This is a genomic window from Methanoculleus sp. 10, from assembly GCF_913757945.1.
Taxonomy (GTDB): Archaea; Halobacteriota; Methanomicrobia; order Methanomicrobiales; family Methanoculleaceae; genus Methanoculleus.
The window spans coordinates 17706-31121 of sequence record NZ_CAJYDP010000014.1 but is presented as its reverse complement, the minus strand read 5'-3'; the positions used below and the strand labels follow the sequence as shown (position 1 = coordinate 31121).

The 13416-nt window shown below is 63.5% G+C and carries 19 protein-coding genes; 6 read left to right on the top strand and 13 right to left on the bottom strand.

The window, feature by feature from the left end; translation table 11 throughout:
- Positions 1-110: 110 nt before the first annotated feature.
- Positions 111-344 carry a DUF3006 domain-containing protein gene (locus QZ408_RS14505; protein ID WP_292492704.1) on the bottom strand — a complete coding sequence of 78 codons (234 nt, stop codon included), beginning with the start codon at positions 342-344 and terminating at the stop codon, positions 111-113.
- A gap of 2 nt (positions 345-346) precedes the next feature.
- Positions 347-1606: an MBL fold metallo-hydrolase gene (locus QZ408_RS14500; RefSeq protein ID WP_292492701.1), complete on the bottom strand. Its 1260-nt coding sequence runs from the start codon at positions 1604-1606 to the stop codon at positions 347-349.
- A gap of 193 nt (positions 1607-1799) precedes the next feature.
- On the opposite strand from QZ408_RS14500, the gene QZ408_RS14495 reads away from it, so the two are divergent.
- The 5 genes from QZ408_RS14495 (at position 1800) to QZ408_RS14475 (ending at position 6669) form a co-directional block, all read left to right on the top strand.
- On the top strand, positions 1800-2624 hold the full coding sequence (locus QZ408_RS14495; RefSeq protein ID WP_292492699.1) for a transcriptional regulator FilR1 domain-containing protein: 825 nt from the start codon (positions 1800-1802) through the stop codon (positions 2622-2624).
- Positions 2625-3175: 551 nt separating this feature from the next.
- The gene (locus QZ408_RS14490; RefSeq protein WP_292492697.1) at positions 3176-4072 is read left to right on the top strand and encodes a hypothetical protein; all 897 of its coding nucleotides are present in this window, start codon (positions 3176-3178) and stop codon (positions 4070-4072) included.
- Between the two features lie 46 nt (positions 4073-4118).
- Positions 4119-5582, top strand: a complete 1464-nt coding sequence (locus tag QZ408_RS14485; protein WP_292492694.1) for a thioredoxin-like domain-containing protein — start codon at positions 4119-4121, stop codon at positions 5580-5582.
- A gap of 8 nt (positions 5583-5590) precedes the next feature.
- Positions 5591-5815, top strand: coding sequence for a hypothetical protein (locus tag QZ408_RS14480; protein ID WP_292492692.1), 225 nt, complete (start codon positions 5591-5593; stop codon positions 5813-5815).
- Positions 5816-5949: 134 nt separating this feature from the next.
- Positions 5950-6669 carry a hypothetical protein gene (locus QZ408_RS14475; RefSeq protein WP_292492690.1) on the top strand — a complete coding sequence of 240 codons (720 nt, stop codon included), beginning with the start codon at positions 5950-5952 and terminating at the stop codon, positions 6667-6669.
- Positions 6670-6941: 272 nt separating this feature from the next.
- Here the strand turns inward: QZ408_RS14475 and QZ408_RS14470 are convergent, their stop codons facing one another.
- The 9 genes from QZ408_RS14470 to QZ408_RS14430 form a co-directional block, all read right to left on the bottom strand.
- Positions 6942-7160: a type II toxin-antitoxin system HicB family antitoxin gene (locus tag QZ408_RS14470; protein WP_292492687.1), complete on the bottom strand. Its 219-nt coding sequence runs from the start codon at positions 7158-7160 to the stop codon at positions 6942-6944.
- Positions 7161-7221: 61 nt separating this feature from the next.
- Complete coding sequence (locus tag QZ408_RS14465) at positions 7222-7479, bottom strand: HepT-like ribonuclease domain-containing protein (protein ID WP_292492685.1); 258 nt, start codon at positions 7477-7479, stop codon at positions 7222-7224.
- Between the two features lie 75 nt (positions 7480-7554).
- Entirely contained in the window at positions 7555-7875 is a 321-nt protein-coding gene (locus QZ408_RS14460) for a nucleotidyltransferase family protein (RefSeq protein WP_292492683.1), read from the bottom strand.
- A 146-nt stretch (positions 7876-8021) separates the two neighbouring features.
- Complete coding sequence (locus tag QZ408_RS14455) at positions 8022-8552, bottom strand: DUF3368 domain-containing protein (protein ID WP_292492680.1); 531 nt, start codon at positions 8550-8552, stop codon at positions 8022-8024.
- On the bottom strand, positions 8500-8760 hold the full coding sequence (locus QZ408_RS14450; RefSeq protein ID WP_292492677.1) for a UPF0175 family protein: 261 nt from the start codon (positions 8758-8760) through the stop codon (positions 8500-8502). Before QZ408_RS14450 ends, QZ408_RS14455 begins: the two co-directional genes overlap by 53 nt.
- A gap of 409 nt (positions 8761-9169) precedes the next feature.
- Positions 9170-9520 (bottom strand): type II toxin-antitoxin system death-on-curing family toxin, encoded by a 351-nt coding sequence (locus QZ408_RS14445; protein ID WP_292492674.1) that lies wholly within the window; start codon positions 9518-9520, stop codon positions 9170-9172.
- 253 nt (positions 9521-9773) lie between these two features.
- On the bottom strand, positions 9774-9992 hold the full coding sequence (locus QZ408_RS14440; RefSeq protein ID WP_292492706.1) for a type II toxin-antitoxin system HicB family antitoxin: 219 nt from the start codon (positions 9990-9992) through the stop codon (positions 9774-9776).
- The gene (locus tag QZ408_RS14435; RefSeq protein WP_292492671.1) at positions 9992-10189 is read right to left on the bottom strand and encodes a type II toxin-antitoxin system HicA family toxin; all 198 of its coding nucleotides are present in this window, start codon (positions 10187-10189) and stop codon (positions 9992-9994) included. Before QZ408_RS14435 ends, QZ408_RS14440 begins: the two co-directional genes overlap by 1 nt.
- A 120-nt stretch (positions 10190-10309) precedes the next feature.
- Complete coding sequence (locus tag QZ408_RS14430; protein WP_292492668.1) at positions 10310-10678, bottom strand: HIT family protein; 369 nt, start codon at positions 10676-10678, stop codon at positions 10310-10312.
- Positions 10679-10832: 154 nt separating this feature from the next.
- On the opposite strand from QZ408_RS14430, the gene QZ408_RS14425 reads away from it, so the two are divergent.
- Positions 10833-12515 (top strand): RNA-binding domain-containing protein, encoded by a 1683-nt coding sequence (locus QZ408_RS14425; protein ID WP_292492666.1) that lies wholly within the window; start codon positions 10833-10835, stop codon positions 12513-12515.
- Between the two features lie 218 nt (positions 12516-12733).
- Here the strand turns inward: QZ408_RS14425 and QZ408_RS14420 are convergent, their stop codons facing one another.
- Positions 12734-13111, bottom strand: coding sequence for an HIT family protein (locus QZ408_RS14420; RefSeq protein ID WP_292492664.1), 378 nt, complete (start codon positions 13109-13111; stop codon positions 12734-12736).
- A complete protein-coding gene (locus tag QZ408_RS14415) occupies positions 13099-13374 on the bottom strand; it encodes a hypothetical protein (protein WP_292492661.1) in 276 nt (91 codons plus the stop codon). Before QZ408_RS14415 ends, QZ408_RS14420 begins: the two co-directional genes overlap by 13 nt.
- Positions 13375-13416: the final 42 nt, after the last annotated feature.

Genomic DNA, 13416 nt, shown 5'->3' with positions numbered 1-13416 from the left:
CAAGGATCGGGGTTCCGGGTGGGGTGCGGTCCCGCGCAAAAACATGAAAGAACGGGCCGGACCCCGCCCAGTGAACTGCGGTCGCCCGGATTGCCGGGACGCCGCGGGTGTCAGCCCCGCGACCGCAGCCGCGCGATCCGCTCCGCCACCCGCCTTCGCGCCTCTTCCGTCGCCGCGACGTCCCGGCGGACCGTCAACTCGAGGATATCACCTTCCCGGGCGTCCGCGGGAAGGAGGGAGCAGGGGAGCGTGAAACGAACCGACTCCTCCTCGCGGAGGAGGAGGACGGCAAGCCCCTCTTCCACGCGGTCGAGGCTCACCCGGAAGGTCGACTCGTCCTGCATCGTCACCCCTCCAGGATGCTGACGGTTGTGCCGTTCGCGTCCGCGAGGGTGGCGGTATCGCCGTCGTTGTTCCAGACCGGGGACTCCCGGCCCCAGTAGAGGTCGGCGGCGGTCTCGTTGCCCGCGCCGGAGTGGACGGTGACGCCGGCGCCCGCGTCAAGGGCGAAGACCGGGAAGGTGTAGGTGTTGCGCGCCCCCTCGTCGGTGATCGTCCAGCCGGTGAGGTTGACCGCGGCCGCCCCGGCATTCGTGACGGTGACCACTTCGTCCCGGAGGTCCAGACCGGTGATGGAGACGCCGGGGGAGGGGGCAGTCGTTGCCGGGGTCGTTGCCGTCATTGTCGGGGTCATTGCCGGGGTTGCTGCCGCGGGGGTCACGGTGGCGGCCGGGGCTCCGCCGGCCGTAACGGCGAGCGTCCTGCCGTCGGTCGCGACGACGACGGTTCCGTCAAGGTCGGTCCGGTAGACCCTCGACCCGGCGGCCCTGAGGCGTTCGAGCACCTCCTCGTGGGGGTGGCCGTAGTCGTTCCCCTCGCCGACGAAGATGACGCTGATCGCGGGGCTGACCGCGGAGAGGAACGCGGCGGAGGATGCGTACCGGCTCGCGTGGTGGCCGACCTTCAGGACGTCGGCGTCGAGGTCGAGCCCGGCCGCCGCCATGCTCTCCTCCGCCGGTTTCCCGGCATCGCCCGTGAAGAGGTAGGAGATATCCCCGTACGTCGCCTTCAGGACGACCGAGTCCTCGTTGATGTCCCCAATGGGCTGCACGGCCGGGTTGAAGACCAGGACCTCAAGGTCGGGGTCGAGGGCGATCGCCTGCCCGCGCTCCGCCGCTGTATACGGTATCCCCCGCTCCTCGACCAGGGCGAGCAGGTTCTCGTAGGTCGCGGAGGGGTGGGCCTGCCCGGCATCGACGAACCGGCCGACCGGGAAGGCGGAGATGACCGTGGCAAGGCCCCCGATGTGATCGGAGTGTGCATGGGTCGCCACCACCACATCGATCTGCTTTACGCCCTGGCTCTCAAGGTACGCGACGACGCGCTCCCCCATCCCGCGTTCGCCAGCATCGATGAGCATGGTCTTATCGCGGAACTGGAGGAGGATCGAATCACCCTGCCCGACGTCGATGAAGTGGACGACAAGGTCCCCGGAGAGCCCGGAGACGATCTCGGGCTGCTGCCCGCCGGGGATGGAACAGCCGGCGGCGATGATGCAGCCACAGAGGGCAATACAGAGCAGTAGTCTCAGAGGTGCAGGTGACATGCTTCTCTACAGGTATCGGACGCCCGGCTATAAGAGTGTGCTGAGGTTGCGGGCGCGAAGACCGATCGTGAGCGCTATACCGCCCGCGAGATCGGCGGGGTCCACAATCCCGCCCCGGGCGCCGACCGGGGCGGAGAGACACGCAGAAATGGAAAGGGTGATATGCGCCGACCGGCACCTCTTACCGTAAGAGATGACCGCAACATCCCCTCTTGAGATCTACAACGAGTCCCACGACGACCTTCAGGCGATCTTCCGGTCAAGACTGATGACGCAGGTGCTGGTCGCCCTCGGGAGCGGGAGCAGATCCCTCTCAACCCTTCGTGATATCACGGGGAGTTCGTCGCAGGCGCTCATCCCGAAGCTCCGGCAGCTTGAGGCCCTGCATTACGTTGAACAGGCCCGTGACGGGTATGCGCTCACCCCTATCGGCAGGCTCGTCGAACCGGAGGTCGAACGGCTGGTGACGCTGATGGGCGTGATGGAGCGCCACCGCGAGTTCTGGGCCGGGCATGATATCGAGAGCATACCCCCCGAATTCTTGAGAGAGATAGGGCACCTGTACAACGCGAAGGTGGTAAAGGATGCTGAAGAGGATATCCACGCCGTGTATACGGCCTTTTTGACCATAACCCGGAAAGCATCCCGGATCCGCGGCGTGTCGTCGATCATGAGCCCGCTCCTTGCAGACGCGCTCCGTGAGGCGGCTATGGACGGCAAGCAGATCGAACTCGTCATCTCCCGGGAACTCATCTCCGGGCTCGCCGCAGAGCCGTACAGCACCATGCTCGAGTCCCTGAAAGGGCGTGCCAATTTTGGCATATACGTCTCCCCCCAGCCGGTCCGCTTCGGGATGACGGTGACTGACGGCTACCTCTCGTTAGGCCTGTACAGGCGCGGCATGTACAACGCCGCTCTGGATCTCATCAGCACCGACGCGGCGGCAGTCGCCTGGGGTGAACGGCTGTTTCAGTACTATAAAGCCGATTCCAGAGCACTGTGGGCACCCCCGGAGTAACCTCGTCTCCCGGGTCTCGATCGCCCGGAGGATACCTGCGCCCCTCCTCCCGGCAGGGGGAACCTCTCACCCGTGTGTGCAGGATGCCGGCCTTCTGCAGGTTCATCGGTTCGCTGAAGGTTCGCCGGCGCAATAAATATCAGGCAATTAATATCTACTCTTCAACAGGATGTATGAATTTACCTGACGACGTTAACCCGCTGAAGGGTGCTGCGGGAGCACCGGATCGGGGCGCACACGCCGGACGGGGGGTCCCGGCAGAAGGACCGGGACGACGAAGCAAGGAGAGGGCGGAGCAGTGGGGCTGCGCCTCGTGCATGCATTACAATCCTGGGTGCGCCTGCTGCACCTACATCCATGCGCCCGTATCGATCCTCTTCGCCTGCCCTCAGGTCCTCGAGAGCCGTAGGTAGCTTCGGCCGATCCGCTTTTCCGGCGGCTGCGCGGCCTGCCGTCTTCCGCCGCAGGCCCGGCATAGACCAGCACGTGGACGGGACCACCCCGCCCCCAACATTTTTGTACCCCTCCCGCCATGGTGTAGCCCGATCACGATGCCAGGCGCAGACTACATCTATCCAAACGTCACCGAAGTGGCGCAGCGGGGCGGGCTGCTCGAACGCTGGCACCTCGCCGAGCCGCTCGGGTGCACGTACGTCGAGATCCCCGCCGACTTCATCAAGAACAGGACCGAGGTGGAGCGGACCGGGCAGGATATCGGCTCCATCCTCAAAAGGTCGTCCGTCGAGCTCCTCTACGAGCGGGAGACGGCCGTTCCGGGCTCCCTCGCGTACATCCTGCACACCGAGCCGGCCATCCCCCGGAGAGACCAGCACGGGCGGCAGGTGCAGGTGGACCTGCGGTGGCGCGACCGGGAGTGGCTGGCCGCGTTTGGGGATATGCTCCTCGATATCGAGGACCATCTCGGGATCCCCCCGGACATCATCGAGATTCATCCCGGCAGCCGGAAGAACACCCATGCCGATATCGTCACGGCGATGCACACCCTGATCGTCGCCCACTGGAACGCCTTCGGCGTGGAGCCCCTGGTGCTGCTTGAGAACCACACGGACCAGGGCATATCCACGGCGAGCCAGATGCAGGCGTTCTGGGAGACGCTCAGGGAACGCCACCCGGAGATCGCCAGTCTTGCCGGGATAGCCCTCGACCCCTGGCACCTCCGCGCCGCTGCAAAAGGGGAGTTCCCGGGATCGCTTCACCGGGTCCCGCCCGCGGCCCTGCAGGCCTTCCACATCCACAACAACCTCATGCCGCCGTCGGCGGCCGACACGATCCCCTGGCGGGAGGTCTTTTCGGCGATCGAGAGCCTCCCGGCGAGACCCCGCATCAAACCCGTGGTCTACCAGAAGAGCAGGGTCGCAGAGGCGATCGCGTTCTGCGAAGAGATGCTCGCAAAACCGCTGGCGGCGCACGCGGTGCCGCCGGCATGAGGGGGCGGGCCAACCTTCATAACCCTGCAGCATCAGAGGGTGCCGCATGAAACCGACGGCTGCGCCTGATCTCCCCCCGGGTCTTCTCTGGTTCAACACCGACCGCCCCCTCTCTCTCGCCGACCTCGCGGGCAGGATCGTGCTGCTCTCGTTTCGGACGTTTGCCTGCGCAAACTGCATGCGTCTTGCGGCGGAGATCCGGCACCTCCAGGAGGAGCACCCGGACCTCGTGATCATCGGGGTCCATTCGCCCGGGTTCGAATCCGCCACGGTCACCGGGAACATTCCTGAGGCGATCCGCCGTGCCGGGGTGGGCCACCCGGTCGCCGTCGACCACGGCCACCGGCTCTGGCAGGCCTTCGGGGTCCGGGACTGGCCGACGTTCGTCCTCATCGACCCGGAGGGGAAGATCGTCGGGACGGCATCGGGCGAGGGGCTCTACGGGCGGCTCAGCCCGAAGATCGGCCGGATCACAGAGGAGTTTGGCGAGCGCGGCCTCCTTGAAACAGAGCCGCTGCAGACGGGGGGCGCCGTCGAGGCGGCGCGGGAAGGCGCCCTCTACTACCCGAACAAGATCGCGGCGGACCACGCGGGGATGCGGTTGTTCATCAGCGACACCGGCCACCACCGGATCGTCGTCGCCGGCGAGGACGGGCGGATCCTCGAGACGATCGGGTCCGGGGCTCCCGGGAACGCGGACGGACCTTTCCATGAGGCCGCGTTCTACCTGCCGGAGGGGCTTGCCTTCGACGAAGCGGCCGGCATCCTCTACGTTGCGGATGCCGGGAACCACACGGTCCGGCGGATATCCTGGCCCGACCGGGTGGTCGCGACGGTCGCGGGGACCGGGCTCCGGGCCCCGGGTACCGGTGCGGCGCTGAACACGCCGCGGGACCTTGTGCTGCTCGGGAGCTACCTCTACATCGCGATGGCCGGGGCGAACCAGGTCTGGCGGATGGATCTTGCCACCCACGAGGCGGAGCCGTACGCCGGGTCGGGCCGGGAGGCCCTGGTGGACGGCCCGCTCGGGGAGGCCGCCTTCGCCTGGCCGTCCGGGATCACCACCGACGGCGAGGCGCTCTACGTGGCCGACACCGGCGCATCGGCCGTCCGCCGGATAAAGCGGGGGATGGTCGAGACATGGATCGGGCACTCGCTCGTGGACTTCGGCGACCTTGACACCATCGCCGGGATGGCGCGCCTCCACCACCCTGCAGGCGTGGCCTATCACCAGGGGCTGGTCTACATCGCCGACACCGGCAACCACAAGATCAAGGAGTTCAACCCGGGGACCGGCTGGGTCCTCACCAGGGCCGGGAGCGGGGACCGCGGCGACCGGGACGGGCTGTCGGGGGACGCGACGTTCAACGAGCCCGGCGGCCTGGTCAACTTCGGGGGGCTCTGGTACATCGTCGATACCGGGAGCCATACCGTCAGGGTCTACGACCCGGTCCGCCACGTGGTCTCGACCCTGGCGCTCTGGAAGCAGAGCGCTCCGGGGGCCGGGTAGGCGCGGGGGTGCAGGTAGCGCGTGCCTGGTCTCGCGGCGGGAACTCCCCGGCCTTCGTCCGGGGGACCGGGAGGGCGTCTGCCGGCCCGGTCTTTGCGCCCACCGGCGAGGCATTCGGCCGGCTGCCTGAGGCCGCGGCGGCGGGGCTCCTCAACAACCCGAAGGGCAGCCTCACCGCGTGGCCCCGGGTATCCGGGATAGGACCGTCGCGACGGTGCAGGGGGGTTTCGTGAGAGCCGGAGTGTTGCGGCTACAGCCATCACCCGCGGCCGGCCGTGAGGCCTCACCGGGAGTGTGGGCGCTCCCGCCGCCCGCGGAAATCCTTTCCTCCTCCCGCCGGGGACCTGCAAAAACCTGATATATCGGGATGCCAATAAGCCCGGTCGAGGTCGCGTATATGAGAGTATCGATGAGACTGCTGGCAGGCTGCTGCCTGCTGCTGATGGTGTGCCAGGTCTCCGCCATGGCCCCGCCTGCCTGGGTGCAGCCCGGGACGAAGGTGACGTACCAGGCCGCGCTGACCCCCTACTACGCCATCGATCCCGACGACCCGATGGACCGGTGGGTGCACTACGAGGGGACGGGGGTGTTCGGGTACCTGACCGATACGATCACCGCCGGGGACGCTGCGGGCGGCTATTCCGGCGACTCGGTGGTGGTGAGCGGCATCGACGGGGGTATCCTGTACACGGGTTCGTGGTCGTACCAGCCGGGGGACCCGGGCATGGGGCTCGTGCCGTTCTGGGTCGACCTCGACAACCCCGCCTTCAGCCCGGAGTTCATGGTCCTTGAAGGCCCGCTGGAACTTGCCGGCATGGTGTGGAACGCACAGGTGTACTACTATGCAAACCTCGGGACGAGTTTTGATATCAGGTACGTCGTCGATAAGGAGAGCGGCCTCGTGCTGATCAAGAACGCGGGGCTGACGGGTGCAAACAACCAGATGCAGAGGGAGATCTACATCCTGCAGTCGCTTGAGACCGGGTACCCCGGGCGCGGTATGCCGGAGAACGTTACCTCGCCTGTCGACGAAGTGGTTGGGAGTATCGGGCGGGCAGGGGAGGCCTGGCGAGCGGGTGTATCCTGAGGACGCCTTCCCTCCGGGCGGGGGGTGCCCTCTCCCGGTCCCGGGGGTCTTCTCCCGCCCTATGATCCTCCCGGCGGCCGCCGCACCCCCTCTTCTCCGGGATCGCCCCCGGGGGTTCTCTGTGTCCCCGGGACGGCGTGGGCATCACCGTCTGCGGCCGCGCCGACGTTGCAGCCGTCGGGACGGAACCGGCCGCCGAGGAGATGTTTCGCTTCCCGGACGAGGGCGAGGAGGGCGGCCTGCTCCTCATCCGTCGCGGCGCCGGAGGGAGGTTACCCTCGATTGACCGCTATATAGATGGCTGAAGGCCGCGAGCGAGGAACCGGGAACCCGTCCTCCTGGAGCCCCTCGATGTGGAGCTCGATCGCCTCGTGCATCCGCTCTTCGGCTTCCTCACGGGTCGTTCCGGCGGCCACGCACCCCGGAAGAGCCGGGGAGTATGCCGGGTAATTGCCGTCGGTCTGCTCGACGATGACAAGAAATCGATACATTGTTCATCCCTCATTTTAAGTCCTGCCTGTTTGAGAACGCTGTTCAGCGTTCCCGGAGCAATTATTCCGCTTCCTCTGCCGGAGCATCGAATTCCGGGAGAATGGCCCGCACTCCCCGCTCCAGGGCAGGGACCTCGTTTTTGAGGATGTTCCAGACAATCCTCCAGTCGACCTCAAAGTAAGCATGAATGAGCTTATCCCGGGAACCGGCAATCAACCGCCAGGGGGTCTCCGGGTGTTGTTCTTTCAGGGGCCCGGAGATGTTCTTCGTTGCCTCTCCGATGATCTCGATTGCGCGGATGACGGCATGCCGTCGCACCGGATCTACGTCAATCCTCTGCACATTTCGCGAAGGAATACGGTCTCATCGATGATGTGCCGGAGGAAGAGGTCGTCACGCTTCACACCAGATGACCTCCTCTTCGACATACGGCCGGAGGTACTGGCTGAGTCCCTGTTCGGTGACGAGGTCCACCCGGCGGCAAAAGAGATCCTCGAGGTAGAACGCGAGCTCCATGAAGTTCCGGAACGTCGTCTGCCCCGGTGCAAACTCGACCAGCACATCGACGCCGCTCCCCGGCCGGTCTTCGCCCCGGGCGGTCGATCCGAAGATGCCGATCTTTGCCACGCCGAACCACTCACGGAGCAGCGGGAGCACTTCTTCGAGCCGGGTGACGAAGATGCTCTTTTCCCCCCGGTGCACCAGGTCTGCCATACGGGTTCTGCTCCACTCCCGATCGTACCCGGGGGCGAGGAGATGATGAAGATTGTCCCGGGGGAGCAGGGGTGAACTGAGCGTTCCCTCGTTCATCAGTCAGGTTGTCCGGCGTAATCCTGTTCCGGACCTGGTGCGGGTATCCTTCAATCTTCTTTCTCCACGTCAAGGACGCGCCTGTAGAGAGCATCGTGGATCCAGAAATTCCCCCGCTCCCGCAACCGGTTCATCTCCTCTGCAAGTGAGGAAACCTGCCCTTCACGCTTCGCCTGGATTAAGAGGCCGATGATGCCGGTTACCGGAAGGTCGTAGATTCCTGCTACACGGCGTCCCTCGGCCTCATCAAGGAGGAGCACGTCAGGCTGGATCTCGATGGCAAGGGCAATGCTCTCCGCTTCGCCGGCGTGGAGTTCCTGTTCGAGCAGGCGCACCAGGGCTCTATCGGAGGGCTCGACCACGCGCAGCCATCCGGACTCGCGGGCCTCCCGGATCCCGGTTGCCCCCGGCCGGCTGCCGCCCTGCTCCACGACCTCCCGCCAGACTGCAGGAGGAATACATACCGATGAAAAGCGACGGAGCAGGTCGATGCGGCCGATCAGCGAGAGATGGATGAGCGGCGAAGAGTTAGTGACCGCGAGCGGCATAGGCGATGTCCCGGTCGAGGTCCTCGTCGGCATAATGCCGGGGGATCTTCCGTGCTCCAAGCAGTTCCTCCCACTCCCACCGGTTCATCCTCGCAAGCGCCGCCGCCTTCCCGGAAGAGAGGATGCCCCGCTGGTAGAGCGCCACCGCAAGCTCCCGCTGCAGTTCGGCGGCAACGGTATCGGGAGGAAGCCGAAGCGCCTGGACGATCTCCCGGGGGACCGTGATGGTAACATCAGCCATGGCGGTTTCACCTGATGAATAAGGGATGGGAGAGCCGATAAATATGGTGGTGAGGGGGGGCCGCGACGCCCCGCTGTGGCCCCGTTACGTGGGTGTGCGTGCCCTGTGCATGCCGGACCGAGCATGAATGAGCGTGGAGGACGATGTTTACACCGCTGGAAAGCCATCGATACAGGAGGAGTGGAAGATGAACTCGAGAGACCGGAGATCAACCGGCAGGGAAGATGTTGCGGATCCCGGGTCTTCGTACAGTCCCCACCCTCCGCAGGATTCGACCGTTCGCGGCCCCGCCGGCCCGTCCGGTATTGTACCGCAGGCCCGTGAGGGACCGTCCTGCCGCTCAAGGCAGGAAGACTTCAGGATGCTCATCAAGCGGCACAAAAAGACCCTCGACCTCCTGGCGGAATAATCACCGCCTGATTTTTGCGACCGGGTGCAGCCAGGCACGGACATCCTCCCGTGTTGTTTTGCCTTCGGCAATGTCCCGTACAACTCTGTTGTTCTCCTCGTCCGGGCTTACAATGACGTACCGTTCCGGGGTCCGGAGCAGGATGAGGGCCGCGAGCAGAAACGCAATCCGCTTATTCCCCTGGACAAACGGATGCCCCGTCACAAGGCCGTGGAGGACGAACGCGGCTCTCTCAAACGGGTCGGGCATGCCGTTACTCAAGGTGATGACGAAGTCGAGGTTTCCGGGATTGAGGAACCGGCCCTCGAGGCCCCGGTCTTCCTCGACGCCGCTTGCCCGGACGATCTCCATCTGGTAGCCGATGACTTCCTCGACCGTGAACTCTTCCCTACGCTCTCGCAGCTCCCGCCCGTTCTCCGGCGCCGGACTGGTAAATGATGATCTGTTGGAGGTGATCGGGAAAAAGGTTGCTCATGGGCCGCTCGTGTAAGGAGGGGACGATTGTGACCGTCGGGACGGGACCGGCCGCCGAGGAGGTGTTTCGCCTCCCGGACGAGGGCGAGGAGGGCGGCCTGCTCCGCGTCCGTCGCGGCGCGGTGGGAGGTTACCCTCGATTGACCGCTATGTAGATGGCTGAAGACCGCGAGCGGGGGACCGGGAACCCGTCCTCCTGGAGCCCCTCGATGTGGAGCTCGATCGCCTCGTGCATCCGCTCTTCGGCTTCCTCACGGGTCGTTCCGGTGGCCACGCACCCCGGAAGGTCCGGGGAGTATGCCGAGTAATTGCCGTCGATCTGCTCGACGATGACAAGAAATCGATACATCATTCATCCCTCATTTTAAGTCCTGCCTGTTTGAGAACGCTGTTCAGCGTTCCCGGAGCAAGTTCGTCTGCCGGATGCCCGGCGATGGTGATCCGGCCGGGTTTTGACGGATGCTTATACTGCCGGTGACTGCCCCGGGTCGCCACCAGGTACCATCCATCCGCTTCGATCATCTTTATGCAGTCTCTCACTTTCATACTTTTTCTCCGCCCATATCCGCTGATCCGGAACCCCGGGCGTACTGTGCTACTACCCTGTATACATCACGGCCGGGGATTGCGATATCTCTTGTGTTCCTGATATCCCGATCAGCCCTTTCAATACCGCCTCTTCTCCGGGATCGCCCCCCGCACCCCGCCCCGGGGGTCTTCCACGTCCCCGGCGTAGCGGGGGATGACGTGGACGTGCAGGTGCATCACCGTCTGCCCGGCGGCCGCGCCGACGTTCACGCCGACGTTGTAGCCGTCCGGGTGGAACCGGCCATCGAGGAGGGTTTTCGCCTCCCGGACGAGGGCGAGGAGGGCGGCCTGCTCCCCGTCTGTGGCGTCGAAGAGGCCGGGGATGTGGCGGAAGGGGGAGTTCTGGTCCGGGCAATAGTCCGTGCCAACGCTATGTCTGATCTCTGGCTTATTCTCTCTCCAATTCAAGGCCATGCCTACACGGGGCATCGTAAGTCCGACTCCCACGGCCGGTTCGTCTCCTCCGCACGTGAGGGGGCTTACCCTTCGTGCCTGGGCAAAAGTCCGACAGTGCCTGCGAGCGTGCAGGAGGCAAGGAAGAGGCTTAATGAGAAACCGGCTCAATCATTTATGCAAACAGGGTGACCGGGAGGAGAGGGCAATGTCTGAGGATTTGAACGTCATATTGCGAGAGATGATTGATCTTCCGGCCGAAACCGAGTGGATCGAGTTCAAAGAGGCAAAGATCAACTTTGATTTCGACGACCTGGGCAGATATTTCTCGGCACTGAGCAATGAAGCCAACCTGTATGGGAAACCGGCAGGCTGGCTGATCTTCGGCATCACCGACAGATCGCCCCGAAAGATTGTCGGCTCAAATTATCGCCTGACGCCTCCTGGCCTCGACCGTCTCAAAGAGCAGATCGCACAGCATACGAATCACCAGATGACGTTTGCCGGCATCTATGAACGCAAGACAGATGGGAAGCGGGTGGTGCTGTTTGAGATTCCTGCAGCGACGCGTGGTATCCCGACTACATGGAATGGTGTTGTTTATGGTCGTATCCACGAGTCTCTCGGACCTCTTGCCCTCCACGAGATCGAAGAGATACGCCGGCAGGCCCCTCTGGACGACTGGTCGGCGAAGGTCTGTGAGGGGGCAACGCATGCGGACCTCGATCCTGAGGCGATCGCCTTTGCGCGGGAAGAATATAAGAAGAAGCACCAGCACCTTGCAGGCGAGGTTGACGAGTGGGACAACGCTTCATTCCTTGCCAGGGCAAAAGTCTGCAGTCAGGGCCGGATCACGAATGCCGCAATCATTCTCCTGGGGAAGAGTGAGGCCACCCATCTTCTTGTACCTGCAATTGCACATATCACCTGGGTTCTCAGGAATGAGGACGAGGTGGAGATCGACTACGCCCATTTTGGGTTGCCGCTGATTCTCGCTGTTGACAGAGTTTTTAGCAGGATTAGAAACCTCACCGTCCGCTATATTTCAGGGGAGACGCTGTTTCCTCTTGAGGTGACGCAATATGATCCATGGGTGATCCGTGAGGCGTTGCACAACTGTATCGCCCACCAAGACTACTTGCAGTCGGCCCGCATCACGGTGACGGAGAGACCTGGCTCCCTGATGTTTACCAATCGCGGCAATTTTATTCCGGGAACAGTCCGGAGTGTGATCGAGCGCGATACACCTCCGGATCGGTATCGAAATCCCTTCCTTGCCAATGCGATGGTGGAGTTAAACATGATCGACACCATCGGCAGCGGGATCAAGCGGATGTTTAGAATACAGCGGGACCGCAACTTTCCGATGCCTGACTATGATCTCGACGAAGAAGGCGTAGTGCGGGTCACGATTCCCGGCCGGGTGATCGATGAGAGGTATACTCGGATGCTGATCGAGCGCAAGGATCTTACATTGATGGACGTGATCACCCTCGATAAGGTACAGAAGGGCCGGCCGGTAACTAGAGAGGAGCGAGACGCTCTGCGCGAGAAGAAACTCATCGAGGGGCGATCTCCGAATCTATATGTGTCAGCGAGTGTCGCCGCTGAGACTGATACGCGGGCTGACTATATCCGAAAGCGATCATTTGACAGGGCTTACTTCAAGGATATGGTGGTGGCGTACCTGCAAACATATCATGAGGCACGGTGGCCGGAGATCGAAGGTCTGTTGCTGGACAAAGTTTCCGATGCTTTGAACGAGAAGCAAAAGCGCGAGTTCATCAAGTCCCTCCTGAAGGAGATGCGAAAGGAGGGGACGATTGTGACCGTCGGGAAGACGAGGGGCGCGAAGTGGGTGCTCGCCCCATCCCCTTCTGAGAAGGTATGATTGGGGATAATTAGGGAAAATGATCCCAATCTCCTGCAGTAGTTTGTAAAACAAACCTCAATTTTGGATGTTTTTATACCATGGATTGTGGAAGATTAGGGTTCGGTTGCGGAATATTGGGGATGTCATTTCAAACATCGACCTGAGATAGCATAACCTGGCGCTGCGGATTGGGAGCTTAACGCGCTGCACTCATTCTGGTTTCCCGATCCTTTCTCTCAATACCTCCTCTTCTCCGGGATCGCCCCCCGCACCCCGCCCCGGGGGTCCTCCACATCCCCGGCGTAGCGGGGGATGACGTGGACATGCAGGTGCATCACCGTCTGGCCGGCGGCCGCGCCGACATTCACGCCGACGTTGTAGCCGTCCGGGTGGAACCGGCCGTCGAGGAGGTGTTTCGCCCCCCGGACGAGGGCGAGGAGGGCGGCCTGCTCCTCGTCCGTCGCGTCGAAGAGGCCGGCGACGTGCCGGAAGGGGATGATGAGGAGGTGGCCGGGGCTCGCCGGGAATTTGTCGTAGCGGGCGTAGCAGAGGCCGTTTTGGAGGACGACCTCCTCGACGGGAGGGTTGCAGAACGGGCAGGTCAGAGGGCCCATGCTTCGTACCCCCGGACGTGGATGAGGTAGGCGCATTTTTCGGCGAGGTGCTCGAAGGCCCGGTCCTGCCAGCCGCTCCCCGGGGTCTCAAGGCCGAGGAGCGAGACCGCGATCTCCCGCTCGAACGGGCGGGGGGCGTGGTCGTGGAGGAGGTCCCAGTAGCCGATGATGCAGTCCCGCCGGGATTCGAGCAGTGAGGGGTCGGGGATGCGGTCGCGTTTCTGGGTGTTGATTGTTCTGGAGCGGCTACAGGCATCCAGCATGATATCTGAAATTACAAATCAAGCCTATTTATAAGCACATAA

Coding starts and splice junctions, on each gene's coding strand:
- QZ408_RS14460 (WP_292492683.1), bottom strand. CDS start 7,875: ATGGCAGACCTGGTGCACCGGGGGGAAAAGAGCATCTTCGTCACCCGG.
- QZ408_RS14435 (WP_292492671.1), bottom strand. CDS start 10,189: ATGAAAGTGAGAGACTGCATAAAGATGATCGAAGCGGATGGATGGTAC.
- QZ408_RS14455 (WP_292492680.1), bottom strand. CDS start 8,552: ATGCCGACGAGGACCTCGACCGGGACATCGCCTATGCCGCTCGCGGTC.
- QZ408_RS14440 (WP_292492706.1), bottom strand. CDS start 9,992: ATGTATCGATTTCTTGTCATCGTCGAGCAGATCGACGGCAATTACTCG.
- QZ408_RS14505 (WP_292492704.1), bottom strand. CDS start 344: ATGCAGGACGAGTCGACCTTCCGGGTGAGCCTCGACCGCGTGGAAGAG.
- QZ408_RS14490 (WP_292492697.1), top strand. CDS start 3,176: ATGCCAGGCGCAGACTACATCTATCCAAACGTCACCGAAGTGGCGCAG.
- QZ408_RS14420 (WP_292492664.1), bottom strand. CDS start 13,111: ATGGGCCCTCTGACCTGCCCGTTCTGCAACCCTCCCGTCGAGGAGGTC.
- QZ408_RS14500 (WP_292492701.1), bottom strand. CDS start 1,606: ATGTCACCTGCACCTCTGAGACTACTGCTCTGTATTGCCCTCTGTGGC.
- QZ408_RS14475 (WP_292492690.1), top strand. CDS start 5,950: ATGCCAATAAGCCCGGTCGAGGTCGCGTATATGAGAGTATCGATGAGA.
- QZ408_RS14450 (WP_292492677.1), bottom strand. CDS start 8,760: ATGGCTGATGTTACCATCACGGTCCCCCGGGAGATCGTCCAGGCGCTT.
- QZ408_RS14415 (WP_292492661.1), bottom strand. CDS start 13,374: ATGCTGGATGCCTGTAGCCGCTCCAGAACAATCAACACCCAGAAACGC.
- QZ408_RS14485 (WP_292492694.1), top strand. CDS start 4,119: ATGAAACCGACGGCTGCGCCTGATCTCCCCCCGGGTCTTCTCTGGTTC.
- QZ408_RS14425 (WP_292492666.1), top strand. CDS start 10,833: ATGTCTGAGGATTTGAACGTCATATTGCGAGAGATGATTGATCTTCCG.
- QZ408_RS14445 (WP_292492674.1), bottom strand. CDS start 9,520: ATGGAGATCGTCCGGGCAAGCGGCGTCGAGGAAGACCGGGGCCTCGAG.
- QZ408_RS14470 (WP_292492687.1), bottom strand. CDS start 7,160: ATGTATCGATTTCTTGTCATCGTCGAGCAGACCGACGGCAATTACCCG.
- QZ408_RS14495 (WP_292492699.1), top strand. CDS start 1,800: ATGACCGCAACATCCCCTCTTGAGATCTACAACGAGTCCCACGACGAC.